Source organism: Pseudorhodoferax sp. Leaf274 (assembly GCF_001422445.1).
GTDB lineage: Bacteria > Pseudomonadota > Gammaproteobacteria > Burkholderiales > Burkholderiaceae_C > Pseudorhodoferax.
The window spans coordinates 126,028-151,957 of record NZ_LMNA01000007.1 but is presented as its reverse complement, the minus strand read 5'-3'; the positions used below and the strand labels follow the sequence as shown (position 1 = coordinate 151,957).

Sequence of the window (25,930 nt, the reverse complement as noted above, 5' to 3'; positions counted from 1 at the left end):
CCGGTGCCGCCTGGCGATGTACTGCAGCGCCGCAGCCTTGGCGCGCCCCGGCCTACTTCCAGCTCGCCCCGCGGAAGTCCAGGTTCCAGCCCGCCACCTGCGGCTTCCACTGCAGCGCGGTGTCGCGCAGGTAGCCCAGCTGCGGCTCGGCCAGCAGCACGGCCTGGCCGTCGTCGCGCGCCAGCCGCAGGATCTGCTTGAACAGCGCATCGCGCTTGCCGCGGTCCGACTCGCCCTCGGCCTGCTGGATCAGCGCCTCCACCTCGGGGTTGAAGTAGTCCGACCAGGTGCCGTTCTTGGCCACCGTGCCGCCGATCACGTGGATCGGGTCGTAGATCGCGTTGCCGAAGCCCATCACCACGAGCGGGCCGCTCTGGTGCGCCGCGTTCAGGCGGTTGTAGGCGGCCGAATCGATGACCTTGATCTGCGTGCGGATGCCGACCTGGCACCAGTAGGCCGCGAGCGCCTCGCAGATCGTGCGCGGCTGCGTGGTCGGGCAGGTCAGCGCGGTCTCGAAGCCGTTCGGCAGGCCGGCCTCGGCCAGCAGCTTTTTCGCACGCGGCGGGTCGTAGGCGAAGGGCTTGAGCGCCGCGTCGGCGCCATAGGGGTAGCTGTTGGGGATCAGCGCGCCCAACGGCGCGGCCTGGCCGCGCAGCACGCTCTTGATGATCGCGTCCTTGTCGACCGCGTAGTTCAGCGCGAGGCGCACCTGCGGCTTGGACAGCGGCGTGGCCGGGTCGTTGGAGTAGATGCGGATGTGCAGCGGGCTGCCGCCGGCCACGAGCTCGGTCGCCAGGCCCTTGGCGTCGTTCAGGCGCTCGATGTCGGCCGGCGCGATCTCCACGCCCACGTCGGCCTCGCCGGCCAAGAGCGCATTCACGCGGCTGCTGGGCTCGGGCACGAAGCGGTAGACCAGCTTGGCGATGGCGGGTCGGGTGCCCCAGTAGCCGTCGAAGCGCGCGAACTCCAGCGAGCGGCCGATCTGGTGGTTCACGATGCGGTAGGCCCCCGTGCCCACCGGCGCCTGGGCGAAGGCCTCGGGCGTCTTGAGCGACTGCAGGTAGGCCTTGGGCACGATGTAGAGGTAGCCGGCCAGCTTGTTCAGGAAGGCGCCGTCCTTCTGCTTCAGGCGGAACACCACGGTCTGCGCGTCGGGCGCCTCCACGCTCTCCACCGTGTTCACGAAGAACGGGCGGCGCGTGCTCTTGGTCTCGGGCAGCAGCACGCGCTCCATCGAGAACTTCACGTCCTCGGCCGTGAACGCGTCGCCGTTGTGGAACTTCACGCCGCGGCGCAGCGTGAAGCGGTGCACCAGCCCGCCTTCGCTGACCTGGTGCGCCGTGGCCAGGCGCGGCTCCAGCCGGCCCTCGCGGTCGAAGCCGTACAGCGTGTCGAAGCTGTTCCAGGCGAACTTGGCCGAGTCGATGCTGGGCGGGATCAGCGGGTCCAGGTTGCCGGGGCCCGAGGGCAGGGCCACGACCAGCGTGTCGCGGTCGACGGCGGGCTTGCCGTCGAAGGCCTGGGCGGGCAGGGCGGCGCACAAGGCAGCCGTCAGTGCGCAGAGGGCAAGGCGCTTCATGGCTGCGGCGCCTTCCAGCCGACATTGCGGAAGTTCAGGCTCCAGCCGGCCACCTGCGGGCTCCATTGCAGGTCGGGGTCCTTGGCGTAGTTCAGTTTCAGCTCGGCCAGCAGCACGGCCTGGCCGTCGTCGTGCGTGAGCTGCAGGATCTGCTTGAACAGCGTGTCGCGCTTGCCGCGGTCGGCCTCGCCCTCGACCTGGTCGATGAGCTTCTGCACCTCGGGGTTGAAGTAGTCGGACCAGGTGCCGCCCTTGGCTACTGAGCCGCCGATCACGTGGATCGGGTCGTAGATCGCGTTGCCGAACTCCGAGAAGGCCAGCGGCCCGCTCTGGTGCACGTTGTTGATGCGGTTGAAGGCCACGTAGTCGATGGTCTTGACCTGGGCCTTCACGCCGACCTGGCCCCAGTAGGCCGCCACGGCCTCGCACAGCGCGCGCGGGAAGGCGGCGGCGCAGTAGAAGCTGGTCTCGAAGCCGTTCGGGAAACCCGCCTGCGCCAGCAGCGCCTTGGACTTGGCCGGGTCGTAGGCGTAGGGCTTCAGCGCCGGGTTGCTGCCATAGGGGTAGCTGGCCGGGATGGTGGAAGCCAGCGGCGCGGCCTGGCCGCGGAACACGCTCTTGATGATGGCGTCGCGGTCCAGCGCATGGTTCAGCGCCAGCCGCACCTCGCGCTTGGACAGCGGGGTCGCGGCGTCGTTGGAGTAGATGCGGATGTGCAGCGGGCTGCCACCCGGAACCGAGACCACGGACACGCCCTTGCGCGTGGCCAGCTGCTCGGCGTCCGAGGGCGCCACGTCGGTCGCCAGATCGACTTCGCTGGCCAGCACCGCGTTCACGCGGCTGCTGGCCTCGGGCACGAAACGGAACAGCAGCTTGGCCACGCCGGGCTTGCTGCCCCAGAAGCCGTCGAAGCGGGCCAGCTCCAGCGACTGGCCGATCTTGTGCTCGACGAACTTGTAGGGGCCGGTGCCCACGGGCGCGAGCGCGAAGGCCTCGGGCGTGGCCAGGCCTTCGGTGTAGGCCTTGGGCACGATGTACAGGTAGCCGGCGACCTTGTTCAGAAAGGCGCCGTCCTTCTGCGCCAGCTTGAACACCACGGTCTGCGCGTCCGGCGTCTCCACCGATGCCACGGTGTTGACGAAGTAGGGGCGGCGCGTGCTCTTGGTCTCGGGCTTGATGATGCGCTCGATGGAGAACTTCACATCGGCCGAGGTCAGAGCGGCGTCGTTGTGGAACTTCACGCCGCTGCGCAGCTTGAAGGTGTGGGTCAGGCCGTCGGCGCTGACCGTGTGGGCCGTGGCCAGGCGCGGCTCGATGTTGCCCTTGAGGTCGAAGCCGTACAGCGTGTCGAACACGTTCCAGGCGTACTTGGCCGAGTCCACGCTGGGCGCGACCTGCGGGTCCAGGTTGCCGGGGCCGGACGACAGCGCTACGACCAGCGTGTTGCGGTCGACGGCGGGCTTGCCGCCCAGGGCCTGGGCGGCGCCGGTGGCGAGCAGGCCGATGGCCAGCACGGCAGCGGCGAGGGGGTGCATGCGCAGTTGCATGGGGAAACTCCTGAAGGTGGATGGAAAAAGGATCAGACGGCGGTGGCCGCGCTGGGGCGTTTCAGCCCGCAGCGCCGGCTGGCCGTGATGTGGCGCGCCGCCACGCGGCCGCCGACCAGGCACTCGGCCAGGTTGCCGCCGGCCATGTAGACATGGCCGAAGGCGCTGCCGAGTTCGCCGGCCGCGTACAGGCCGGCGATGGGCTGGCCCTGCGCGTCGAGCACGCGCTGGTGTTGGTCGTGCACGGGGCCGCCCTGGGTGTTGATGACCAGCGGCCAGACCTCGGCCACGTAGAACGGCGGCTCGCGCAGCGGCGCCATGGTTTCGGGGCGGCGGTCGAAGTCGGCGTCCAGGCCCGCGTCGCAGGCCGCGTTCCAGCGCGCCACGGTCTGCTGCAGGGCCTGCGCATCCAGGCCCGCGAGCGCGGCCAGCTCGGCCCAGCTGTCGGCGCGGCGGATGAGGCCGTTGGCCAGCTCCTGGCTGTTGTCGGCGCTCCAGGTGTAGCCCAGGTCCGGGTCGTTGGCCACCGCGCGGCCAAGCGGGTACATGCGAAAGCCGGCAGCGTCCAGCAGCATGCAGGCCGGCAGCCGCGTGTGCTGCGCGCGCGTGGCGTCGAAGTGCGCGAAGTGGCGCACGCCCGTGTCGCCGGGGTAGGGCTCGTACTCGTTGGCGAAGCGCCGGCCGCGCTGGTCCACGAGGATCCAGGGCATCACGGGCAGCGGCGCACTTTGGTGGCCGGGCGTCCACATCGGGAAGTTCTTGGGGTAGAGGCCGTAGCGGAAGGCCGGGTCCGGGTGCCGGAAGCCGTAGGGGCCGTGGAAGTGCCACATGTGCCACAGGTCCGCGCCCACGGCCTGGGCCATGCGGATGCCGTCGCCCGTGTTGCCCAGGAAGCTGGCCGGCAGCACGCCCTGGGTCTCGAAGTACTGGCTCTGCAGTTCGGCGTCGGCCTCGAAGCCGCCGCAGGCCAGCACCACGCCGCCGGTGGCCCAGGCCTCGTGGGTTTCGTGCTGTTGGCCCTGCTGTTCGAAGCGCAGGCCGGTGACACGGCCATCGTCCTCGCGCAGCAGGCTGCGCACGGGCGCGCCGAGCCGCACATCGATGCCGCGGCGGCGCACGTGGTCCACCAGCAGGCCGAAGAAGTTGGCGCCCAGGCCCTGGTGGGCGATGCCACGTGCCGGGTTAGGCGGCAGGTCGGCGACCTCCACGTAGCCGAGCTGGTCGAAGCCCTCGAAAGGGTAATTGCCCAGCGAGGGCCGCACGCGCACCTGCGCGCCGACGGCATCGCCCAGGGCCTGCATCCAGGCCGGCAGCTCCACCATGCCGCGCGCGAGTCTTTTCAGAACGGCCGGCGGCGTGCGGCCGCCGCAGGTGGCCGTCAAGTAGGCGAAGGCCGCATCGGCATCGAAGGCGATGCGCGCGCCGCCGGCCGACACGACGGACAGGCCGCCCGCATACGGCATCTTCTCGAGCAGCAGCACGCGCGCGCCGGCGTCGTGCGCGGCGATGGCCGTCGCCGCACCGGCCGCACCGTAGCCGACGACGATGACGTCGTAGAGCATGTCAGGCGCGGCGCATGCGGCCCCCACGCTCCCCGCTGCGCGAGGTTCGCTGCCCCCCGAGGGGGCGCGAGCTTGCTTGGGGCGGCCCGGCGCGTCGCTCATCGCTGCCGTGTGGAGTCGAAGCTTTGGCCCAGCGCGGCCTGGCCGATGGTCTGGTGCGTGCGGTCGTGGCCCACGTGCAGGATGTGGGTCTGCAGGTCGCGGACCAGACGGGCCAGCGGGTACTCGTCGAACAGCGCGGTCGAGCCGGCCAGCCGGCCCATGGTGGCGGCCACCTGCAGCGCCGATTGCGCGCAGATGGACTTGGCGGCCATGGAGGCCAGTTCGGCCTGCACCGAGTCGCCGCCGCGCCAGGCGTCGATGGCGCGTTCGAACGCGGCCTCGGCCGCGTACAAAGCCACGCGCGATTCGCCCACGTGTGCCTGCACGAAGGGGTCGGCCAGCTTGCCAGGCAGGGTGCGCAGCCAGTCCAGCGTCCAGCCGAACACGCCTTCGGCCGCGCCCAGGTAGTTGGCCGTGAAGCCCAGGTGGAAGCGGCCCTGCCAGCGCCCGGCGATGTAGGCCCCCGGCGCGCCCAGCACGTGGCTGTCGGGCACGAACACCTGCTCCAGCGCCACCTGCGGGCTCGCCGCCACGCGCATGCCGCCGGGCTGGTACCAGCCGGCCTCCTGCTGCACGCCGGCCATGCCGGGTTCCACCAGCACCATCTGGTGGTTCTGTGCCATGCCGTCCACGCCGGCCAGCGAGGCGAACGCGATGCCCAGGCCGTGGTCCACGCCATTGGTCGCGTAGAACTTGCGGCCCTGCACGCGCAGGCCGCCGGCCTCGCGCGTGGCCGTGGTCTGGAAGGCGCTGGCGCCCAGCTGCAGGCCCGGCTCGCTGCCGAGGAAGGAGAACAGCGTGAGCCGCTCGGCAAGCGGACTCAGGAAGCGCGCGCGCTGCTGCGGCGTGCCCAGTTCGTCCAGCGTCCAGACCGCGTGGTTGTGCACCTGCAGGCAATGCGCGGTGCCGGGCGAGACGCGCGCCACCGTGCGCACGGCCTGCAGGTACGAGGCCGGGTCGGCACTGCGCAGATGGCTGGCGCCACCCTGCGGTGCCGACAGCGTGGCGCGCAGCCAGCCGGCGGCGTGCAGGTCCTGCAGGTTGGCCAGGGGCAGCGCGGCGCGGTCGTGGAAATCGCGCTCGCGCGGTGCGAAGCGCTCGCGCACCAGGGTGTCGAGCGCTGCAAGGGCTAGCGTCGTCATCGCGGCGTGTCGCCCTGGATGGTCACGCGGTAGCCCGAGCGCACGGCGGGCCGGTAGTCCCACACCGCCAGGTGCTGGGTGCAGCGGTTGTCCCAGAACGCCACCGAGTGGGCCTTCCAGCGGAAGCGCACGACGAACTCGGGCTGCGTGCTGTGCTCGTACAGGAAGGCCAGCAGGGCCGCGCTCTCCTTGGGCGGGATGCCGTCGATGTGGGTCGTGAAGCCCGGGTTCACAAACAGCGCCTTGCGGCCCGTGACCGGGTGCGTGCGCACCACCGGATGGCTGGAGCGCGGGTAGACCTTGCCGGTGTCGGCGGCGCCGTAGTTCTTGAAGCGGCCGCGGTAGACGTGGTCGCCGTCGTGCGTGGCGGTCAGGCCGTCCAGGTACTGCTGGAGGCGGTCCGACAGCGCGTCGTAGGCCGCGTACATGCTGGCGAACAGCGTGTCGCCGCCCTGCGGCGGCACGGTGTGCAGGTGCAGGATGCTGCCCAGTGGCGGCTCGGCGTCGCAGGATACGTCGGAGTGCCAGTTCTCGCCGGCGATGTACTTGGAGTTCGCGTCGGCGTGGATGCGCAGGATCTCCGGGTGGCCCTCGGGGGAGGGCGCGCCCGGGTGGATGTGCAGCGGGCCGAAGTGGCGGCCGAAGGCCTTCTGCGCGTCGAGTTCGAAGGGCTGGTCGCGGAAGAAGATGACCTGGTGGTCGGCCAGCGCCTGCTGCAGGTCGCGCACCTGGGCCGCGTCCAGCGGCTGGGTGATGTCGATGCCGCTGATCTCGGCGCCGATGTGGCGCGTGAGCGGCTCCGCGCGCAGGGTGGCGTAGCGGCGGGTGTTGGAGAGGGTGGTCGTCATGGGGAGGTCGGCGCGCAGGGGAGCCGGGCATGCTAGGTGGCGCCACGCGCCGCCACAAAGAACGAAAACGAGGATGCATGCGCGGTCCGCGCATAGCGCGCCGAACGGATATCGATCCTCGGATTCCTTCGTTCGCAGGGCGGCTTGGGCTCCTTACGCTCGTGGGTTTGCCGCGGCCGGCGCACGGAAGAACCACATGAGCACATCCATCCCCTCCAGCGTGACCGGCACGGTCTGGAAGATCGAGGCCGCCGAGGGCCAGCAGGTCGCGCGTGGCGACAGCCTGCTGCTGGTCGAGTCCATGAAGATGGAGGTCCCGATCGAGGCGCCCGGCGCAGGCCGCGTGCTGCGCTTCCTCGTCGCCGAGGGCGAGACCGTGGCCGAGGGGCAGGCGCTGGTCGCCTTCGAAGCGGCATGAGCACAGCGACCGCGGAACTCAAGCCCTTCGAGACCACGGTGGACCAGATGCTGGTCCACGCGCTCGCGCACTGGCCCGATGAACTCTTCATCGCCGCCGACGGCGTGGAGTTGACGTATGCCGAGGTCGGCGCGCGCGTGGATGCGCTGGCGCGCGGGCTCACGGCGCTGGGCCTGGCACCCGGCGACCGGGTCGCGCTGTGGATGTCCAACATCTGGGAGTGGGTGGTCGCGCAGTTCGCGGTCACGCGCTGCGGCGCGGTGCTGACGCCGCTCAACACGCGGCTGCGCAGCGACGACCTGGCCCATGCGCTACACGACAGCGGCGCGCGTTTCCTCGTCACGCAGGACCACGCGGGCGAGTTCTCCTACCTGGCCACCGTGCGCGGCCTCGTCGAGTCCGGCCGCGTGCCGGCGCTGCAGCAGGTGGTGGTGGCGCGGCCCGCGGCTGGCCTGACGGCGCCCTTCCTGGGCTGGGACGATGTGCTCGCGCACGGCCAGGCCAGTGCCGCCGCGCCGCGGCCCGCGCAGGACCCGCAGCAGCTGGCCTACATCCTCTACACCTCGGGCACGACCTCGCTGCCCAAGGGTGTGATGCTCTCGCACGCCAACCTCAACAACGCCTTCCGCACGCGCCGCCGGCTGCAGCGCGGCGACTTCAACTTCCTGGTGTTTCCGCTGTTCGCGATCACGGGCTGCCACAACGCCGTGCTGGGCGCGCTGCTGGTCGGCGCGGGCCTGGTGCTGCAGCAGCGCTTCGACGCCGAGGAGGCCATCGAACTGATCGAACGCTACCGCTGCAAGGCGCTCGGTGCCATCGTGTCGGTGCTGCCCGCGCTGCTGCAGGCGATGAACTTCCGCGCGGACCGCGTGGCCTCGCTGGAGCACCTCAACGTGTTCCCGCGCCGGCCCCAGCATGTGCCGCTGTTCCAGGCGCTCGGTGTGCAGAGCGTGAGCGCCGGCTACGGCATGACCGAGACGGCGGGCCCGCTGAGCTTCACCGAGGACATGACGGACGCCGGCCTGCGCACCGAAGGCACGCCCTGGCCCGGCACCGCGCTGCGCATCGTCGACGACGCCGGTCAGGACCTGCCGGACGGCAGCGAGGGCCAGATCCTCGCGCGCAGTCCGCAGGTCATGCTGGGCTACTTCAACCAGCCCGAGGCCACGGCCCAGGCCATCGATGTCGACGGCTGGCTGCACACGGGCGACGTGGGCCGGCGCGATGCCGAGGGCCGCATCACCTGGGTGGGTCGGCGCAGCGATGTCTACAAGAGCTCGGGCTTCAACGTGGCCTCGGCCGAGGTCGAGGCCTTCCTGGGCCAGCACCCGGCCGTGGCCGAGGTGGCCGTGATCGGAGTGCCCGATGCCGACAAGGGCGAGGTGGGCGCGGCCTTCGTGGTCGCCCAGCCGGGGCAGGGCATCGACCTGGCCGGCCTGCGCGCCTTCTGCCAGGGCCAGATCGCCGGCTACAAGACACCGGGGCATGTGGTCGTGCTGCCGGCCTTCCCCAAGACCACGAGCGGCAAGGTGCGCAAGCTCGAACTGCGCGCCACCCACTTCGGCCATTTGCTTTCCGCCTGACCATGGACACCGAACTGATCGCCGCAGTGCACGCGCGCCGCGCCGCCGTGCTGGCCCAGACGCCTGAAGACAAGATCGCGCGCCTGCGCGCCGAGGGCAAGCTGCCCGTGCGCGAGCGGCTGGAGGTGCTGCTGGATACCGGCTCCTTCCGCGAGATCGGCTTGCTGGCACGCAGCCAACTGCCCGAACTGCGCGAGCGCACGCCGGCCGACGGCCTGGTCTGCGGCAGCGGCAGCATCGCCGGCCGGCCGGTCTATGTAATCGCCGACGACCCGCTGGTGCTGGCCGGCACGCGTGGCCGCGTGGCCGAGGCCAAGACCGCGCGTGTGCGGGCACTCGCGCTGGCCGAGCGCGCGCCGCTCATCGTGCTCAGCGAGGCCGGCGCCGCGCGGCTGCAGGAAACCCGCGGCGCGCTGGCCGCCGGCCTGGGCGGGGGCTTCGCGCAGCATGTGCGCCTGAGCGGCCGCGTGCCGCTGGTGGCCGTGATGCTGGGCGCGGGCTTCGGTGGGCCCTCGTTCCAGGCTTCCATCTCGGATGTGACCTTCCAGGTGCGCGGCACGGGCTTCATCGGCATGTCCGGCCCCAAGGTGGTCAAGGTCGGCATCGGCCAGGAGGTCACGGCCGAGCAGATCGGCGGTGTGCAGATGTCGGCCGAAACCACGGGCCAGGCCCATGTGGTCGGCGAGGGCGATGCCGAGACGCTGCGCGCCGTGCGCCGCTACCTGTCCTACTTCCCGGCGCACAGCGACGAGCTGCCGCCGCGCGTGCCGGCCCGGCCCGCGCCCTGTGAAACGCCCGAGGGCGCGGCCGCGCTCGCCGCGCTGGTGCCCGAGAACCAGCGCCGTGCTTATAGCGCGCACCGGCTGCTGGAGCTCGTCGCCGACGAGGGCAGCCTGTTCGAGCTGTCGGCCGCCTATGGCCGCAGCATGGTCACGGCGCTGGGTCGGCTGGGCGGCCAGGTGGTGGGCTTCGTCGCGAACAACCCGGCCCAGGGCGCCGGCGCGCTGACCGAAAAGACGGCCAACAAGCAGCGCCGCTTCATCGACCTGTGCGACGCGTACCACATCCCGCTGGTGTTCTTCACCGACACGCCCGGCTTCCTGGTCGGCCCAGAGATCGAGAAGCAGCGCATGGTCAGCCTGTGCGGCCGGCTGATGAACAGCCTGCTGTCGGCCAGCGTGCCCAAGCTCACCATCGTGCTGCGCAAGGCGGTCGGCATGGCCTACCTGGCCATGTGCGGCCGTTCGGCCAACCCGGCGCTGATCGCGGCCTGGCCCACGGCCTTCTTCGACGTGATGGGCCCGGAGGCCGGCGTGATGCTGCTGCACGACAAGGAGATCGCGGCCGCGCCCGACCCGGCCGCGCGCAAGCAGGAGATCCTCGCGGCGCTGGCCGCGCAGGCGGCGGCCACGGAAGCCGCAGCGCTGGGTCTCATCGACGACGTGATCACGCCCGGCGAGACGCGCCAGCGGCTGCTGGAGACGCTGGCGCGCGCGGCCGGCGGCGAGCGGCCGGGCTTTCGGCACCGCATCGACCCCTAGCACCAGCGAGTGCACACCATGGCCGAAGCCTCCGTTGCCACACCGCACCAAACCTAGCTGGCCCGCAAGCGCTTTCTGCTGGTGTTCGCGCTGGTGGCCTCGCTCACACCCGGACTGACCTGCAGAACATCGTGGGTCGTGAGTTCGATGTGCTGCAGAGCATGCCGCGTGAGTTCATTCCGACGCCGCTCGAACCCGCTGCGCTGGAGTCTTGGTTGCAGCGCGCAGAAGCAGCCAATCCTGTTCTTGCCACCCGCCGCCAGGCGGTCTCGGTAGCAGAAGCGGAGGTTGCGCGGGCGCGCGCAGGTCACCAGCAACTCGTCGCCGAAATAGCTGCGCAATTGCGCCAATGAGCCGCTGGCGGCCGACTGACCGATGTGCAGGCGCTCGGCCGCACGCGTCACATTTTTCTCTTCAAGTAAGGCGTCCAGAACCACCAATAAATTCAAGTTGAAGCCGTCGAAGCGCATGAGTCCACGTCTCGTACATATTGCCAATGGCGATGAAGACCATCGCCTCAAACTGCTTTCGGATAGGCCGGTTCGCCGATAGGCCGGTGCGCAAGACCGGCAGCAAACGTGCCAACGACTGGCGGTTTGGCGATCCAGCCGTCTGATGTCATTGAGAAGCGGAGAGGTGCATTCGAACGAAGTGCTTTCTGCCCGGTGACATCGCTCGGCATAGCACTAACTGTCAGGGCTGGCACCGGCGCCTCTTTGCCTGCAGCGAGGTCGTCGAGCAGATTCGCCCAAGCCTGGACCATCTCGCGGCGCTGAGCGAGGAAGGTAGTGCGGTCGTAGCTTCCTGCGAGTTCTTCTTCGGAGACATGGGCCAGGTGTCGTTCGATCACCTCTTTGTCCCAGCCAAGACATTCGCGGATGAGGGTGCGCGCGGTCGCTCGGAATCCGTGGCCTGTGATCTGCTCCTTGGTGTCGTAGCCCAAGGTGCGAAGCGCGCTGTTGATAGTGTTCTCGCTCATGAACCGAGTCTTGTCACTGCGTCGCGCCATACTTCGGAACACGGGACCTTCAGGCCCGGTCAGAGCATGGAGCTCCGTCAGAATGGCAACCGCTTGCGTGGGCAGCGGGACGACATGAGCAGGGGTCCTGCTATCGCGCTTCTGCCATTCGCGCATCTTCATGTTCTCGGGTGGGCAGCGCCACACCCCTTCGCTCAAAGAGATGTCTTTCCAATCTGCCAAACGGATCTGCCCCGGCCGCTGGAAGACCATTGGCATGATGCGTAGTGCAGCTTTCGTCACATACAGCCCACTGTACGCCTGGATGTCTCGAAGCAGTTGACCTAGCTGCTTCGGATCAGTGATAGCTGCGTAGTGGCGGGTACGTGGAGGAGGCAGGCCGGCGGTCCTTGGGTTGACGAAGTTCTTCGCCGCTTCCAGTACCCCTAGGTCAACTGCGAACTGGAAGATGTCCACAGCGTGTCCGCGAACCCGTTGTGCAGTATCCAGGTGACCCTTATCCCTGATTCTGTGCAAGCACCTGACCAACAACGTTGACGGTATCTCGGAGATTGGCAGATTGCCCAGCCAAGGAAACAGGTGCTTTTCCAACTGGACCAGGACCTTGTCTGCGTGGCGGACCGACCAGATCCGGTCTCTTCCTGCTTGAGCATGCCACGCCCGCGCGAGTGGTTCGAAGGTGGTAAGTTTGGACGCCCTGGAGAGCTCCTGTGCCTTCAAGCGTTCGAGCTTGGGATCGAGGCCACCAGCACGGCGCTCGATTTCAATCAGCGCGGCCTTACGCGCAGAGGCCAGTGACACCGAGGGGTAGGTACCAAGGCTAAGCTTGACTGCCCTTCCGTTTTGCTTGTAGCGGTAGACCCATGCTTTGCCGGTTGGCCGAACCCTTAAGAACAGGCCATCACCATCCGCAAGCAGGTAGTCGTTGCCGTTCGATACGGCTCTGCGAATGTGAAGATCGGTCAGCAATCCCATGGGGTCCCCAAGCACAAGGGTGCTTAAAAAAGCATCATTCTGGGGACCTTTTGGGGGACCCGCAAGGGTGGAATTGGGTGAAACTGTAAGACGCTCAATGAACCACGATTTTCGCTCAAGCCATTGAATCTGAAAGGTTTTTGAGGCCTCGTGGGACGGCATGAAACTCTTGAGTGGTGCCCCGAACCGGGATCGAACCGGTACGCCCCCTCGCGGGGAAGCGGCGGATTTTAAGTCCGCTGTGTCTGCCAGTTTCACCATCGGGGCAGCATGCCTGCCGATACGAAACAGCCCCTGGAGCGCTGGGCTGCAGGGGCTGCCGGTTCTTGCAAGATCTCTGGAGGCGCGACCCGGAGTCGAACCGGGCTAGACGGATTTGCAATCCGTTGCATAACCGCTTTGCTATCGCGCCAAAAGCCCACGATTCTATACCAAGTGATTGGCGCGTTTTTGCGCGTGGTAGCGCCCCGTGCCGCGGGCCAGCACGCGGTCGCTGGCCAGCACGCTGCCCGGCGCATGCTCGGCCTGGCCCTGGGTGCGCGCGTACAGCGGCGCGAAATCGATGCGGGCCAGCTCCAGCAGTTGCTCCAGGTCGTCGATCACGAAATAGCTCTCCTGGAAATCGTCGATGCGGTAGCGCGTGCGCATCACGCGCTCGAGCTCGAATCCGATGCGGTTGGGCGAAGGGTCGTCGAGCGCGAACACGGTCTCGGTGTAGGACGAGGCGATGCCGGCGCCGTAGATGCGCAGGCCGTCCGGCTGCTGCACCAGGCCGAATTCCACCGTGTACCAGTACACGCGGGCAAGCTTGTCCAGCACGCCCAGCTTCTGCGCGCGCAGGCCGCCCACGCCATAGGCCTGGATGTAGTCGGCAATCGCCGGGTTCATGAGCATCGGCACGTGGCCGAACACGTCGTGGAACACGTCGGGCTCTTCCAGGTAGTCGAGCTCGTGCGGCTTGCGGATGAAGTGGCCGGCCGGAAAGCGGCGGTTCGCCAGGTGCTCGAAGAACACCTCGTCGGGCACCAGGCCAGGCACGGCCACCACCTGCCAGCCCGTGCGGGCCAGCAGGATCTCGGAGAGCTGCTCGAAGTCGGGGATCTGCTCGGGGCCGATGGGCAGATCGCGCATGCCCTGCACGAAGGCATCGCAGGCGCGGCCGGGCAGCAGGCGGCTCTGGCGCTCGAACAGCGTCTTCCAGACGGCATGCTCCTCGGCCGTGTACTGCGACCAGCCCTGGTCGATGGTCCAGTCCGCGCGTGCGGGCCGGCCGGCATCGCCGGCGGCCAGGCCGTGCCGGGCCGGGGTTTCCTGTTGTTGTTCGCTGCGCTGTCGTTGCATGCCGTCCTCCAGGGCCGCCACCGCGGCCGTGCAGGCCATTGCACCGCGCCGCGCCTGGCCATGCAAGAGGGCGCGGCCCCCTCGGTGCACACAACGCCGATATCCTGCGCGCGACAGTGTCGGCAGCGCAATGACGCAAGAATCCTGCAACGCCACCGCTATCCTTCGCCGCCATGCCGACCCTCTACCACTGCGTGAGCGCACGTTCGTTCCGGCCCTTGTGGACGCTCGAAGAACTGCAGGTGCCCTACACGCTCAAGATGCTGCCGTTCCCGCCGCGCGCGCTGCAGCGCAGCTACCTGGACATCAACGTGCTGGGCACGGTGCCTTTCCTGGAAGACGGCGACCAGACCATGACCGAGTCCGCCGCCATGTGCCAGTACCTCGCCGAGACGCAGGACCCGGACAACCGCCTGGGCCTGTGGGTGGGGCGCGGCGAGCGCGACCATGCCCACTACCTGAACTGGCTGCACCACGGCGAGGCCACGCTGACCTTTCCGCAGACCCTGGTGCTGCGCTATGGCCGCTTCGAGCCGCCGGAGCGGCGCCAGCCCCAGGTCGCCGACGACTACGGCCGCTGGTTCCTGGCGCGGCTGCGTGCCATCGCGGCGCGGCTGGAGCACCAGTCCTTCCTGGCGGCCGACCGCTTCACGGCCGCCGACATCTCGGTCGGTTATGCGCTGATGCTGGGCGAACTCGTCGGCTTGTCTGCGCAATACCCGGCCAGTGTGCAGGCGTACTGGGCGCGGCTGCGCGAGCGCCCCGGCCATGCGCGGGCCCTGGCCGCACAAGAGCAGGCCGCGCAGCAACAGGGTGTGGCCGCGGCACCGGCCACGGTCTGAGCTTCAACGCCCGGCCGGCGCGTCCAGCGCGAAGGCCGGCGGCTGCCGGCCATCGGTGTCGGTGAAGCCGTAGCGCTGCGCCAGCTCGGCCACCAGCAGCACCTGGCCGCTCCAGTCCAGCACCTGCGGATCGGCCGCCAGCGCGGCCACGGCGCGGCCCAGGTAGCGCGGCGATTCGGTCCGCGCCAGCTCCGGGCGCTCGGTCCAGTGGTCCTCGTCGGTGCGGTGGCCCTGCAGCACGAACTCGGTGCGCATCCAGCCCGGCGACAGCGCGATGGACGCCACGCCGTGCGGCCGCAATTCCTCGGCCATGCCGAAGGCCAGTCGCGTCATGGCGGCCTTGGCCAGGTCGTAGTAGAGGTTGCCGCGCAGGTAGTGGCCGCGGTCGTGGAAGGTGGTGGTGACGATCAGCCCGCGGCCCTGCGCGACCATGGCCGGCGCGGCCTGGCGGCTGGCCAGCAGGTGGTGGCGCACGCCGTGCTGCAGCATGCTGTCCCAGTGCGCGGTGGGGTGCTGCCAGAACGGCGCGTCGAACACGCCGTCGAAGCTCTGGTGCCCGCCCCAGGCGTTGTTGACCAACAGGTCGATGCGTCCGTGCTCGCGCAGCACACGTTCGAACAGGGCTTGCACCTGGGCCTCGTCGCCGTGGTCGCAGGCGATGGCGATGCCGCGGCCACCCGCGGCGGTGACGGTCTCGGCCGTGCTGTCGATGTCGCCTGGCAGTTGCGCCTGGCCCGACAGGGCGAGGATGCCGTCGTACCCCGGTGCGGCCTGCGTGCGCGTGCTGCGGCCGGTCACGACCACGGTGGCGCCGGCGGCGCCGAGTTCGCGTGCGATGCCGCGGCCTGCGCCACGGCTGGCACCGGTCACGACGGCGATGCAGTCGGCCAGTGGTTGGGGGTCTTCGGACATGGCAAGGCTCCGGGGCGCGGGTCGTTCACGCCATGGTCCCACAGGCGGTGGGCACGTGCAGCCGCGCCAGCCAATGCCGAGCGGCACGGTCGAGTTGCGTGGTCGGGCCGCTGCTGAGCAGGCTGAGCTCGCCGAGCCGCGCGCGCCGCGCCAGCCCCTCCGGGCCGAGCCGGCGCACGGTCTGCCGCGCCACGGCCTCGCCCGTGGCCACGAGCCGCACCCAGGGGCCGACCAGCGACTGCAGCAGCGGCGCGACCAGCACATAGTGCGTGCAGCCCAGCACCAGGGTGTCGATCTCTCCGGCGGCGGTGCCGAAGGGGCCCATCCGGGCCAGGTAGCGCGCGGCCAGCGGCTGCACCGCATCGGGTTCGTCGTCGCGGTACACCGATGCGTCGATGGCCGCGGCCAGGCCGTCGCAGGGCTGCACCACGCAGTCCACGTCGCTGGCCACGGCGGCCTGCAAGGCGGCAAACCGGGCGCTGGCCAACGTGCCGCGCGTGGCGATCACGCCGATGCGGCGTGTGCGGCTGGCGGCCACGGCGGGCTTCAATGCGGGCTCCACGCCGACGATGGGCAGCAGGGGCCACTCGGCGCGCACGGCCTCGGCCGCAGCGGCGGTGGCCGTGTTGCAGGCGATCACGAGCGCCTTGATGCCGCGCGCATGCAGCGCCGCGGTGACGGCATGCGTGCGCTGCTGCACGAAGCCGGCATCGCGCTCGCCGTACGGCGCGAAGCCGCTGTCGTCGGCGTAGACGAAGTCCTCGTGCGGCAGCGCCGCGTGCAGCGCGCGCAGCACCGACAGGCCGCCCGTGCCGCTGTCGAACACGCCGATGGGCCGGGGGTCGCCCACCGGCGTGGAGGACATGGCCCCCACGCTCCCCGCTGCGCGAGGTTCGCTGCCCCCCGAGGGGGCGCTCGCCGCCTTGGGGCGGCCCGGCGGCGGCTCGGTGGCCCCCACGCTCCCCGCCGCGCGAGGTTCGCTGCCCCCGAAGGGGGCGCGAGCTTGCTTGGGGCGGCCCGGCGCGGCGCTCTCCATCAGGCGCTGGCCAGCTCGATGCCCTTGAACTCGCCGCTGGCGATGCGCTTTTGCCACTCGGCCGGGCCGGTGATGTGCGCGCTGGTGCCGCCGGCGTCCACCGCCACGGTGACGGGCATGTCGACCACGTCGAACTCGTAGATGGCTTCCATGCCCAGGTCTTCGAAGCCCACCACCTTGGCGGTCTTGATGGCCTTGCTGACCAGGTAGGCGGCGCCGCCCACGGCCATGAGGTAGGCGCTCTGGTGCTTCTTGATCGCCTCGATGGCGACCGGGCCGCGCTCGGACTTGCCGATCATCGAGATCAGGCCGGTCTCGGCCAGCATCATCTCGGTGAAGCCGTCCATGCGCGTGGCGGTGGTGGGGCCGGCAGGGCCCACGGCTTCGTCGCGCACCGGGTCTACCGGGCCCACGTAGTAGATGACGCGGTTGGTGAAGTCCACCGGCAGCTTCTCGCCCTTGGCCAGCATGTCCTTGATGCGCTTGTGCGCCGCGTCGCGGCCGGTCAGCATCTTGCCGTTCAGCAGCAGCGTGTCGCCAGGCTTCCAGCTGGCGACTTCCGCCTTGGTCAGCGTGTTGAGGTCCACCTTCTTGCTCTTGTTGTAGTCGGGTGACCAGTTCACCTGCGGCCACAGGTCCAGCGACGGCGGATCGAGGTACACCGGGCCCGAGCCGTCCAGCACGAAGTGTGCATGCCGCGTGGCCGCGCAGTTCGGGATCATGGCCACGGGCTTGCTGGCCGCGTGCGTGGGGTACATCTTGATCTTGACGTCCAGCACCGTGGTGAGGCCACCCAGGCCCTGCGCACCGATGCCCAGCGCGTTGACCTTCTCGTACAGCTCGATGCGCAGCGCCTCGACCTTGCTGAGTTCGGCGCCGCTGGCCTTCTTGGCCTGCAGCTCGTACATGTCCAGGTCGTCCATCAGGCTTTCCTTGGCCATCAGCACCGACTTCTCGGCCGTGCCACCGATGCCGATGCCCAGCATGCCGGGCGGGCACCAGCCCGCGCCCATGGTCGGCACGGTCTTGAGCACCCAGTCGACGATGGAGTCGCCCGGGTTCAGCATGGCCATCTTGCTCTTGTTCTCGCTGCCGCCGCCCTTGGCCGCGACCGTGATGTCCACGGTGTTGCCGGGCACCAGCTCGGTGAAGACCACGGCCGGCGTGTTGTCCTTGGTGTTCTTGCGGTCGAAGTGCGGGTCTGCCACCACGCTGGCGCGCAGCGTGTTGTCGGGATGGTTGTAGCCGCGGCGCACGCCTTCGTTGATGGCGTCGTCCAGGCTGCCCGTGAAGCCTTCCCAGCGCACGTCCATGCCGACCTTGAGGAACACGTTGACGATGCCGGTGTCCTGGCAGATCGGGCGCTGGCCGGTGGCGCTCATCTTGCTGTTGGTCAGGATCTGGGCGATGGCGTCCTTGGCCGCGGGGCTCTGCTCGCGGGCGTAGGCGCGCGCCAGGTGGGCGATGTAGTCGGTGGGGTGGTAGTAGCTGATGTACTGCAGGGCAGCGGCGATCGATTCGATCAGGTCCGCCTGCCGAATCGTCGCAGAGGGGGTGGTGGTCATGTCGTGGGGAGATCGTTGTAGGAGGCGGGCCGAATTATCCCCAACCCGTCAGCCCGGTTCCGGCGCGGGGTCGAATGCGAAACCCACCCCGTAGACCGAGCGGATCCACTCCCGGCCGGGGCCGGCCGCGGCCAGCTTGCGGCGCAGGTTCTTGATGTGGCTGTCCACCGCGCGCTCGTTCACGTCCTGCGTGTCCTCGTAGGCCAGGTCCAGCAGCTGCGCGCGCGAGAACAGCCGGCCGGGCTGGCGCGCCAGCGCCTGCAGCAGGCGGAACTCGCGCCGGGTCAGCGTCAGCGGCTGGCCGAGCAGGCTGGCCGACCAGCCGTGCGCGTCCAGCGCCAGCGCCGGCTGGCCGGCCGGGCTCCCGGCGCTCCCGGCGGTTCCGGCACTGGTGCGGGCACGCCGCAGCACCGCCTTCACGCGCGCCACCACCTCGCGCGGCGAGAAGGGCTTGCAGATTTAGTCGTCCGCGCCAAGCTCCAGGCCCAGCAGCCGGTCCAGCTCTTCCACACGCGCGGTGAGCAGGATCACGGGGTGGGTGGTGCCGGGCTGCAGCTGGCGCAGGATGGACAGCCCGTCCAGCCCCGGCAGCATGATGTCCAGCAGCGTGAGGTCGGGCGGGTCGGCCAGCAGGCGCGCCAGCGCCGCGCGTCCGTCGGCGATGTGCTCGGCCTGCCAGCCGGCATGGCGCAGGTAGTCCAGCAGCACCGAGGCGATGTCGAGTTCGTCTTCGACGACGAGGATGCGTGTCACAGCGGGTCCAGCAGGGGCAGGCGCAGCACGATGGCCAGCCCGCCCAGGGCGGAGTCTTCGGCGGCGATGCGGCCGCCATGGGCCAGCACGAGGTTGCGGCAGATCGCCAGGCCCAGGCCGGAGCCGCCATGGGCGCGGTTGCGCGAGGCCTCGCCGCGGTACAGGCGTTCGAACAGGCGTTCGCGTTCGGCCGGCGCCACGCCCGGCGGGCTGTCGTCGAAGCGCAATTCCAGCCAGCGGCGGCCCGCGTCGTGCACGACGGCGTGGCGCACCTGCAGCTGCCCGCCGGCGTCGGTGTAGCGCAGGCTGTTCTCCAGCAGGTTCAGGAACACCTGGTGCAGCTGGCGCGGGTCGGCCGACACCGTGGGCTGGGCTTCGGCGCGCGCGGCGGCCAGCAGGGCCGTGGCCTCGATGGACAGCCCGGCCTGCGCGAAGCGCTCCTGCATGCTCGCCAGCGCCTCGGCCAGCAGCGCCAGTGGATGGGCTGGCACATGGCCCAGGCGCAGTCCCGCGCGGGGCGTCTCCAGGCTGGTGCGCAGGTCGTCGACGAGCTGGATCAGCCGCATGACCTGGCGGTGCAGCCGCAGCGCGGCCTTGTCGTCGAACTGGCGGATGCCGTCCTGCAGCGCCTCGATCTCCGCGCGCATGGCGGCCAGCGGCGTGCGCAGCTCGTGCGCCACGTCGGCCAGCCAGTCGCGGCGCGAGCCGTCGGCCTGCTCCAGGCGCTGCACCATGTCGTTGAAGGTCGTGGCCAGGCGCGCCAGCTCGGCCTCGCCGGCCACCGGAACGCGGGCCGACAGCTCGCCCTGGGCCACGGCGCGCGCGCCCTCGGCCAGCGCGTGCACGGGCGCCAGCCAGCGCCGCGTGAGCCACCATGAGAGCAGCAGCGCGAGCGCCAGCCCGGCCAGGCCCGTGGCCGCCATGAAGCCCAGGTGGCGGCGCAGAAGCGCCCGGTCGGCCGCGCTGTCCTGCACGCGGGCCGGTGCCAGCACCAGCGTGCCGACCGCGGCACCGTCCAGCAGCACCGGCCGCAGGGCGGCGTCGGCCGCGCGGGTGTCGATGCCAGCGACGGAGCGGCCCTGGGCGTCGCGCAGGCCGAGCCGCCGGTCCGGGCTGTCGGGCGGCGCGTCCTCGGGGTGGCCGCGGGGCGGGCGGCCCGGTGGCGGGCGGTCGCCGCCGAAGTCGGGCCGGGCGGCATCCGGCGGCCACGGCGGTGGCTCGCCGCGCCGCGGCATGCCGCCGAACGCGGGCCAACGCAGCTCCTGCCACAGCTCTGGCCGGGCCTGCAGGGCAGCCCAGCCGCCGTTCTGCCGGTAGTGCTGCGCCAGCCGCTGCGCCAGGCCGTCCATGCGGGCCAGCTCGATCTCGGCGACGTACGGCCCCAGGCCCTGCTGCAGTCCGATGCGCGAGAACGCGGCGAAGGCCAGCAGCAGCACGGCCAGCAGCACGGTCAGTGCAGCGAAGACCTTGGCGTGCAGCGTCAGGCGGGGCATGGCGGAGTGGTCAGGGCGGCTGCGGGCGGTCGGGTCGGCGGTGGGGCGATCAGCCCAGGCGGGCCCCTGGGCGAGCGCGCCGCGCGCCGCGCATTGTGCGGCAGGCAGCCCGCTTCACGAGGCGATGGAGATGGTGATGGCGGCCGTGTAGCCGTCGGTGGTGTTGCCGGTCATCGTGGTCATCTCCAGGTCGTAGCCGTCGCTGAAGATGTTGTCGGTGGCCAGGCTGATGCTGTTGAAGTTGCGGATGCTGGCGCTGTACAGGCTGCTGCTGTTGTAGATGGTGCCCATGGTGGCCGAGGGGAACGCCAGCTGCGTGGTGCGCAGCTTGTTGGCCGCCGCGGTGGCCGTGGCCAGGCTGCGGTACACCTCCAGGTGCATGTGCGGCACGCGGCCCGCATAGCAGCCCGGCACGATGGTGGTGAAGCGCACCGTGCCGTTGGCATCGGTGGCCTGCACGCCGCGCAGCTGGTTGTCGTCGACGCTCTGGGTGGTGTAGACCGAGTAATTGCCGTCGGCCGTGCAATGCCACAGGTAGATGGCGTAGCCCTCCAGTGCCGCGCAGTTCCGCGTGGTGCTGGTCAACGTGATCTCCACCGTCAGCGGCACGCCCAGGGCCCGGGCCGTGGAGCCGATGCTGGTGCGGATGTCCGAGCGCACGATGCCCGCGAGCCCCAGCACGTTGTAGTTGCGGCTGCTGGCCGTGCTGCCGTCGGCGGGGTAGGGGCCTGCGGTTTCCTCTGGCACGACCGCGCAGCTGGCACTGGTCTCGGTGGTGGTGCCGGTGGAGGTGCTGCCGCCCGTGGTCGTGGTGGTGGTCGTGGTGCCCGTGGCCGTGGTGGCGTCCTCGCCACCGCCGCAGCCCAGCAGGCCGAGGCTGCCGAGCGCGCCGAAGGCGCCCAGGGTTTCCAGGGTGTGGCGGCGGCTGAAGGCGCGCGGCGGCGCGGGCCGCAGGTCGGTGGTGGGCATGGGCGTTCTCCGTGGTGGTGGCTGGACACGGCGACTGTGCCGGCCAATCGAGGAGAAACCGTGTGCACGCCGGGCGGGGCCGGCGTCCCTCTTCAGCGGGCTGCGCGGCGACGCTGGGCCGGTGGACGCGGCCGCCCGCCACTGCGCGCGCCGCCTTGCACTTCGGTCTCGATCGCGTAGGTCCGCAGCACCTCGCGGATGGCCTCCAGCAGTGCGCTGGCGGCCGGCGACAGGGTGCGGTCGGTGCGGCGGCAGGTGCCGACCACGCGCGACAGCGTGGGCTGCACCAGCGGCCTGGACACCACCTTGGGATGGCCGGCGACGGGCAGGCCGATCATCGGCAGCACCGAGATGCCGAAGCCGGCCTCGACCATGCCCCAGACCGTGGCGAGGTGGGAGGCCGGCGTGTTGCGCCGCGGTTGCACCGACTGGCGTGCCAGCTCGTCGGAGATCACGCGCTCGCTGCCGCTGGTGGTCGACAGCGTGACCAGCGACTCGCCGCTCAGGTCGCTCCAGCGGACCTGCTCCAGCGCAGCGAACGGGTGCGCGCGCGGGCACACCACGTACAGCGGGTCTTCTCGCAGCGCCTCGAACGCCAGGCCCGGCTCCAGTTCGCGCGGCGCGATGGTCAGGCCGAAGTCGACGTCGCGCGCGCGCACCGACGCCAGCACCTGCTGCGCCACGTCGTCCCGCACCACCACCTCGACCTGCGGGTGGCGGCGGCTGCAGGCCTGGATCGCCAGCGGCATGACGCGCCCCGCCAGCGAGGACACGCAGGACACCACCACGCGCCCGCGGCGCGACTGCGCCACGTCGCCAACCTCCTGCACGAGGTTGTCGAAATCGCCGACCACGCGCGCCGCGCCGGCCACGAAGGCGACGCCCAGTTCCGTCGGCGTGACCGAGCGCGAGGTGCGGTCGAACAGCGTCACGCCCAGCTGGTGCTCCAGCTCGGAGATCGCCAGCGACAACGCCGGCGGCGACATGTGCAGCGCCTGCGCCGCCCGGCGAAAGCTCCCCTCGCGCCCCAGGCTCACCGCGGCGCGCAGGTGGCGCAGGGTCACATGCATATGATTTCCAGAACGATCGATGAGAACATTAAACTTGTTTGAATGATAGGCGGCGCCTACGCTCGTGTCCATGGACCACCACCAATGGAAGAGACAGGCCAGATGACCGTGCTGAACATTGCCGCCGATGCGCGCCGCACCATGGACACGCTGCAAGCCGGGGAGATCGCGATCTTCCCCGTGGACGTGGGCTACACCGTCGCCGGCGGCTCGCAGGCGGCGCTCCAGAAGATCTTCGACACCAAGGGCCGCGCCGCCACCAAGCTCAACGCCATGGTGGGCGACATGGCGATCCACCGCAGCCTGCACGTGCTGGACGGCCGGGCGCGGGAGATGGTGGCGGCCATCACCGAGGACTACGACCTGCCGCTCGGCGTGATCGCGCCCTTCGTGCAAGACCACCCGCTGGTGCAGCGGCTCGACCCGGCCTCGCTCGTGGGCAGCTCGCGCGACGGCACCATCGCCATGCTGGTCAACGCGGGGCCCTTCCATGCCGCGCTGTGCCGCCTGAGCCTGGCCGAGTCGTTCCCGGTCTTCGGCTCCTCGGCCAACCTCACCAACACCGGCACCAAATTCCGCGTGGAAGACATTCCGGTGGAGATCAAGTCGATCGCCGGCAGCATCGTCGACTACGGCCTGCGCAAGTACCACCGCTACCAGCGCTCCGCCACGCTCATCAACTTCCAGACCCTGCAGGTCGTGCGCGTGGGCTCCTGCTACGAGCTGATCGCCGACGTGCTGCGGCGCCATTTCCAGGTCGAACTGCCGCCTGCCGACTGAGCCGGCGGACGGCACCCGCCAACCGGGCCTGCGCCAGCGCAGGCATCGACAACCAGAGAAGGAAACAAGCCATGAAGACATTGCGCCTCTTGCTGGGCAGCCTGGCCTTGGCCGGTGCCGCCGTGGGTGCCCAGGCCCAGAACATCACGATCCGCTTCCCGGTGGAGTACGCGGCCGAGATCACCCAGGGCCAGGCCAACCTGGACTTCGCCAGGCGCATCGAGGCCAGCTCGCAGGGCCGCATCAAGGTGCGCTACTCGCCCAACGGCGCCACCTTCAAGGGCAACGAGCTGGTGCAGGCGCTCACGCGCGGCGACGCCGAGATGACGACGCTGGTCTCGGCCTACTGGACCAGCATCTCGCCCCAGGTGCAGCTGTTCGACCTGCCCTATGCCTTCCCGGACCAGGCCACCTTCGCGCGGGTCACGGCCGACAAGGCCTTCGTGTCCAAGGTCTACGCCGCGGTCGAGTCCAAGGGCGTCAAGGTGCTGGGCCTGCTGCCCAACACCTACATCGTGCCGGGCACGCGCAGCAAGCAGCTGCTCGAACCCAGGGACTTCGCCGGCATGAAGCTGCGCGGCCTGGGCAAGATCAACTCGGCCACGCTCAAGGCGCTGGGCGCCAATGCCGTGTCGATCAACGTGACCGAGGTGCCGGCCGCGCTGCAGCAGGGCCTGGTCGACGGCACGCAGACGCTGATGGACGCCTACGTGCAGTACAAGCTGTCCGACTACATCAAGTTCATCACCGACGCGCGCTACCAGTTCATCTACTACCCCTGGACCGTCAACGCCAAGTGGTGGAACGCCCTGAAGCCCGAGGACCAGCGGCTGGTCCAGGCCGCGGTGGACGAGGCCATCGCCGCCAACGCGCCAGTGGTCACCAAGGCCATCGCGCAGGCCGAGACCGAGCTCAAGTCCAAGGGCGTCAGCATCGTCAAGCTCAGCGCCGCGCAGGAGGCCGCGCTGCAGAAGGCCACGGCCGAGGTCTGGAAGCAGGCCGAGGGCGACATCGGCAAGGCGCTGATCGACGAGTTCCGCGCGCTGGCGGCCGCGAAGTAAGAGGCCTGCATGTCTTCGGAACCGCAAGTGCAGGCGCCTGTGGCGGGGCCCGAGGCGGCGCTGATCCGCTTCGAGCAGGCGGTGGCCGCGCTGGGCCTGCTGCTGATGCTGGGCCAGGTGTGCCTCGAAATCGTGCTGCGCAACTTCTTCAACACCTCGTTCCTGTGGTCCGAGGAGGTAGCGCGCTACCTGATGATCTGGTCGGTGTACTTCGGCGCCGCCGCGGCGGTGGGCACGGGCAGCCACCTGCGCATCGACATGCTGATCGACCATGTGCCCGCCGGCGTACGGCGCGTGCTCGACACCGTCGCGCAGCTGTGGGTGCTGGCCTTCAGCGTGGGCATCGCCTATGCCGGCTGGACGGTGGCGCGCGAGAGCTTCGCGATGGGCATGGTCTCGGCCGACTCCAACCTGCCGCTGCAGCTGGGCTGGGTGCAGCTGGTCATCCCGCTGACCTTCGCGCTGTCCAGCCTGCACGCGGCCTGGCGCTGCTGGCTGCTGCTGGCCGGCCGCAGCGCGCCGCGCAGCGCCCTGGTGGAGGGCTGAGACATGGCATTCGGATTCCTGCTGCTGGCCCTGCTGGCGGTGTTGCTGGCTGGGGTGCCCATCGCCTATGCGATCGGCGGCCTGGCCATGGTCGGCAACCAATGGTTCGGCGCGACCTCGTTCGCGCGGCTGGCCGAGACGCAGTTCTCCAGCATCAACAGCTTCGTGGTGATGGCGATCCCGTTCTTCATCCTGGCCGGCAACATCATGCTCAAGGGCCAGATGGCGCGCAGCCTGTTCGACTTCATGAGCGCGCTGACGCGCTGGATGACGGGCGGCGTGGCCATCGGCGCCACCGGCGCCTGCGCGCTGTTCGGCTCGCTCACGGGCTCGTCGGCGGCCGCGGCGGCGGCGCTGTCGCCGGTGGTGATCCCGGAGCTGACCCGGCTGGGCTACCCGCGTCCGTTCGCCTGCGGCCTGATGGCCGCGGGCGGCACGCTGGGCATCATGATCCCGCCCTCGGTGGTGTTCGTGGTGTATGGCGCGCTGACCAGCACCTCGGTGGCCGACCTGTTCCTGGCCGGCGTGATCCCCGGCCTGTTCCTGGCGGGCCTGCTCGCGCTGTGCTGCTACGTGCAGGCGCGCCGCCACGGCTACGGCACGCCGCAGCCCTTCGTGGTGCAGGAGGTCTGGCGCACGTTCAAGGCCGCCATCCCCTCGCTGCTGATGCCGGTGATCGTGCTGGGCGGCATCTACTCGGGCCTGTTCACGCCGACCGAGGCGGCCGCCATCAGCGTGGTCTATGCGGTGCTGGCCACGCGCTTCCTGTACCGGACGCTGGCGTTCTCGGACCTGCCGGGCATCTTCGTGGAGTCCGCCCGCAGCGCGGCCGTGGTGCTGATCATCCTGGCGGCGTCCCTGGGCATCGGGCTGCTGGCCTCGTTCCTGGGCGTGGCCGAGGACCTGGCCACCTGGCTGCAGGGCCTGAACCTGTCGGCCTGGCAGTTCCTGCTGGCCGTGAACCTCCTGCTGCTGGTGCTGGGCTGCTTCTTCGACGGCTTCACGTTGCTGGTGCTGCTCACGCCGCTGCTGCTGCCCTCGATCAAGGCGCTGGACATCAACCTGGTCCACTTCTGCATCATCCTCACGGCCAACATCGAGATCGCCTCGATCACGCCGCCGGTGGGCTTCAACCTCTTCGTGATCAGCAGCACCACGCGCGTGCGCATCGCCGAGGTGGCGCGCGGCGTGGTGCCTTTCGTCTTGGCCATGCTGATCGGCCTGTTCATCCTGACCTACGTGCCCGGCCTGAGCCTGGCCCTGCTTTGAAACGACAACCAAGGAGC

The 25,930-nt window shown here is 70.1% G+C and carries 22 protein-coding genes, 2 tRNA genes and 1 pseudogene; 8 read left to right on the top strand and 17 right to left on the bottom strand.

Features of this window, described 5'->3' with window-relative positions:
* Window positions 1-52: 52 nt before the first annotated feature.
* The 5 genes from ASF44_RS11905 to ASF44_RS11885 all read right to left on the bottom strand — a co-directional run bounded on the left by ASF44_RS11905 (window position 53) and on the right by ASF44_RS11885 (window position 6,780).
* Window positions 53-1,579, bottom strand: a complete 1,527-nt coding sequence (locus tag ASF44_RS11905) for an ABC transporter substrate-binding protein (RefSeq protein WP_056899433.1) — start codon at window positions 1,577-1,579, stop codon at window positions 53-55.
* Window positions 1,576-3,126 carry an ABC transporter substrate-binding protein gene (locus ASF44_RS11900; RefSeq protein WP_235579199.1) on the bottom strand — a complete coding sequence of 517 codons (1,551 nt, stop codon included), beginning with the start codon at window positions 3,124-3,126 and terminating at the stop codon, window positions 1,576-1,578. Before ASF44_RS11900 ends, ASF44_RS11905 begins: the two co-directional genes overlap by 4 nt.
* 32 nt (window positions 3,127-3,158) lie before the next feature.
* Window positions 3,159-4,688 carry an FAD-dependent oxidoreductase gene (locus tag ASF44_RS11895; RefSeq protein ID WP_056899432.1) on the bottom strand — a complete coding sequence of 510 codons (1,530 nt, stop codon included), beginning with the start codon at window positions 4,686-4,688 and terminating at the stop codon, window positions 3,159-3,161.
* A gap of 98 nt (window positions 4,689-4,786) precedes the next feature.
* Window positions 4,787-5,932 carry an acyl-CoA dehydrogenase family protein gene (locus ASF44_RS11890; RefSeq protein ID WP_082524708.1) on the bottom strand — a complete coding sequence of 382 codons (1,146 nt, stop codon included), beginning with the start codon at window positions 5,930-5,932 and terminating at the stop codon, window positions 4,787-4,789.
* Window positions 5,929-6,780, bottom strand: a complete 852-nt coding sequence (locus ASF44_RS11885; RefSeq protein ID WP_056899430.1) for a TauD/TfdA family dioxygenase — start codon at window positions 6,778-6,780, stop codon at window positions 5,929-5,931. The genes ASF44_RS11890 and ASF44_RS11885 overlap by 4 nt, the downstream gene beginning before the upstream one ends.
* A gap of 196 nt (window positions 6,781-6,976) precedes the next feature.
* Here ASF44_RS11885 and ASF44_RS11880 point away from each other — a divergent pair, with 196 nt between their 5' ends.
* Genes ASF44_RS11880 through ASF44_RS11870 form a run of 3 tightly spaced genes read left to right on the top strand, consistent with a single transcriptional unit; the run spans window position 6,977 to window position 10,322 of the window.
* On the top strand, window positions 6,977-7,198 hold the full coding sequence (locus tag ASF44_RS11880) for an acetyl-CoA carboxylase biotin carboxyl carrier protein subunit (protein ID WP_056899429.1): 222 nt from the start codon (window positions 6,977-6,979) through the stop codon (window positions 7,196-7,198).
* A complete protein-coding gene (locus ASF44_RS11875; protein WP_056899428.1) occupies window positions 7,195-8,781 on the top strand; it encodes a class I adenylate-forming enzyme family protein in 1,587 nt (528 codons plus the stop codon). Before ASF44_RS11880 ends, ASF44_RS11875 begins: the two co-directional genes overlap by 4 nt.
* Before the next feature lie 2 nt (window positions 8,782-8,783).
* Window positions 8,784-10,322, top strand: a complete 1,539-nt coding sequence (locus ASF44_RS11870) for an acyl-CoA carboxylase subunit beta (RefSeq protein WP_056899427.1) — start codon at window positions 8,784-8,786, stop codon at window positions 10,320-10,322.
* Window positions 10,323-10,375: 53 nt separating this feature from the next.
* On the opposite strand, the gene ASF44_RS33270 is transcribed toward ASF44_RS11870, so the two are convergent.
* From ASF44_RS33270 to phhA, 5 genes are all read right to left on the bottom strand, one after another.
* Complete coding sequence (locus ASF44_RS33270) at window positions 10,376-10,792, bottom strand: LysR family transcriptional regulator (protein ID WP_056899426.1); 417 nt, start codon at window positions 10,790-10,792, stop codon at window positions 10,376-10,378.
* 47 nt (window positions 10,793-10,839) lie between these two features.
* Complete coding sequence (locus ASF44_RS30975; RefSeq protein WP_082524707.1) at window positions 10,840-12,276, bottom strand: integrase arm-type DNA-binding domain-containing protein; 1,437 nt, start codon at window positions 12,274-12,276, stop codon at window positions 10,840-10,842.
* Window positions 12,277-12,450: 174 nt separating this feature from the next.
* A tRNA-Leu gene (locus ASF44_RS11860) sits at window positions 12,451-12,543 on the bottom strand.
* A gap of 71 nt (window positions 12,544-12,614) precedes the next feature.
* A tRNA-Cys gene (locus ASF44_RS11855) sits at window positions 12,615-12,688 on the bottom strand.
* Window positions 12,689-12,702: 14 nt separating this feature from the next.
* Window positions 12,703-13,617 carry a phenylalanine 4-monooxygenase gene (phhA, locus tag ASF44_RS11850; RefSeq protein WP_056899459.1) on the bottom strand — a complete coding sequence of 305 codons (915 nt, stop codon included), beginning with the start codon at window positions 13,615-13,617 and terminating at the stop codon, window positions 12,703-12,705.
* A 173-nt stretch (window positions 13,618-13,790) separates the two neighbouring features.
* Between phhA and ASF44_RS11845 the strand changes: the two genes are divergently transcribed.
* Entirely contained in the window at window positions 13,791-14,459 is a 669-nt protein-coding gene (locus ASF44_RS11845; protein WP_056899425.1) for a glutathione S-transferase family protein, read from the top strand.
* 3 nt (window positions 14,460-14,462) lie between these two features.
* Here the strand turns inward: ASF44_RS11845 and ASF44_RS11840 are convergent, their stop codons facing one another.
* From ASF44_RS11840 to ASF44_RS11810, 7 genes and pseudogenes are all read right to left on the bottom strand, one after another.
* Window positions 14,463-15,371: an SDR family NAD(P)-dependent oxidoreductase gene (locus ASF44_RS11840; RefSeq protein WP_056899424.1), complete on the bottom strand. Its 909-nt coding sequence runs from the start codon at window positions 15,369-15,371 to the stop codon at window positions 14,463-14,465.
* 25 nt (window positions 15,372-15,396) lie between these two features.
* Window positions 15,397-16,236 (bottom strand): glutamate racemase, encoded by an 840-nt coding sequence (gene murI / locus ASF44_RS11835; RefSeq protein ID WP_056899423.1) that lies wholly within the window; start codon window positions 16,234-16,236, stop codon window positions 15,397-15,399.
* Between the two features lie 170 nt (window positions 16,237-16,406).
* Window positions 16,407-17,972, bottom strand: coding sequence for a fumarate hydratase (locus ASF44_RS11830; RefSeq protein WP_056899422.1), 1,566 nt, complete (start codon window positions 17,970-17,972; stop codon window positions 16,407-16,409).
* Between the two features lie 48 nt (window positions 17,973-18,020).
* Window positions 18,021-18,725 (bottom strand): annotated as a pseudogene (locus ASF44_RS32865) (response regulator).
* On the bottom strand, window positions 18,722-20,218 hold the full coding sequence (locus ASF44_RS32860) for an ATP-binding protein (RefSeq protein ID WP_056899421.1): 1,497 nt from the start codon (window positions 20,216-20,218) through the stop codon (window positions 18,722-18,724). Before ASF44_RS32860 ends, ASF44_RS32865 begins: the two are co-directional and overlap by 4 nt.
* A gap of 114 nt (window positions 20,219-20,332) precedes the next feature.
* On the bottom strand, window positions 20,333-21,187 hold the full coding sequence (locus ASF44_RS11815) for an intradiol ring-cleavage dioxygenase (protein WP_056899420.1): 855 nt from the start codon (window positions 21,185-21,187) through the stop codon (window positions 20,333-20,335).
* A 92-nt stretch (window positions 21,188-21,279) separates the two neighbouring features.
* Complete coding sequence (locus ASF44_RS11810; protein WP_056899419.1) at window positions 21,280-22,257, bottom strand: LysR family transcriptional regulator; 978 nt, start codon at window positions 22,255-22,257, stop codon at window positions 21,280-21,282.
* A gap of 102 nt (window positions 22,258-22,359) precedes the next feature.
* Here ASF44_RS11810 and ASF44_RS11805 point away from each other — a divergent pair, with 102 nt between their 5' ends.
* The 4 genes from ASF44_RS11805 to ASF44_RS11790 all read left to right on the top strand — a co-directional run bounded on the left by ASF44_RS11805 (window position 22,360) and on the right by ASF44_RS11790 (window position 25,913).
* Window positions 22,360-23,037: a Sua5/YciO/YrdC/YwlC family protein gene (locus ASF44_RS11805; RefSeq protein ID WP_056899458.1), complete on the top strand. Its 678-nt coding sequence runs from the start codon at window positions 22,360-22,362 to the stop codon at window positions 23,035-23,037.
* Between the two features lie 71 nt (window positions 23,038-23,108).
* The gene (dctP, locus tag ASF44_RS11800; RefSeq protein ID WP_056899418.1) at window positions 23,109-24,098 is read left to right on the top strand and encodes a TRAP transporter substrate-binding protein DctP; all 990 of its coding nucleotides are present in this window, start codon (window positions 23,109-23,111) and stop codon (window positions 24,096-24,098) included.
* Between the two features lie 9 nt (window positions 24,099-24,107).
* Entirely contained in the window at window positions 24,108-24,644 is a 537-nt protein-coding gene (locus ASF44_RS11795) for a TRAP transporter small permease (protein WP_056899417.1), read from the top strand.
* A gap of 3 nt (window positions 24,645-24,647) precedes the next feature.
* Window positions 24,648-25,913, top strand: a complete 1,266-nt coding sequence (locus tag ASF44_RS11790) for a TRAP transporter large permease (protein WP_056899416.1) — start codon at window positions 24,648-24,650, stop codon at window positions 25,911-25,913.
* The last annotated feature ends 17 nt before the right edge of the window (window positions 25,914-25,930 follow it).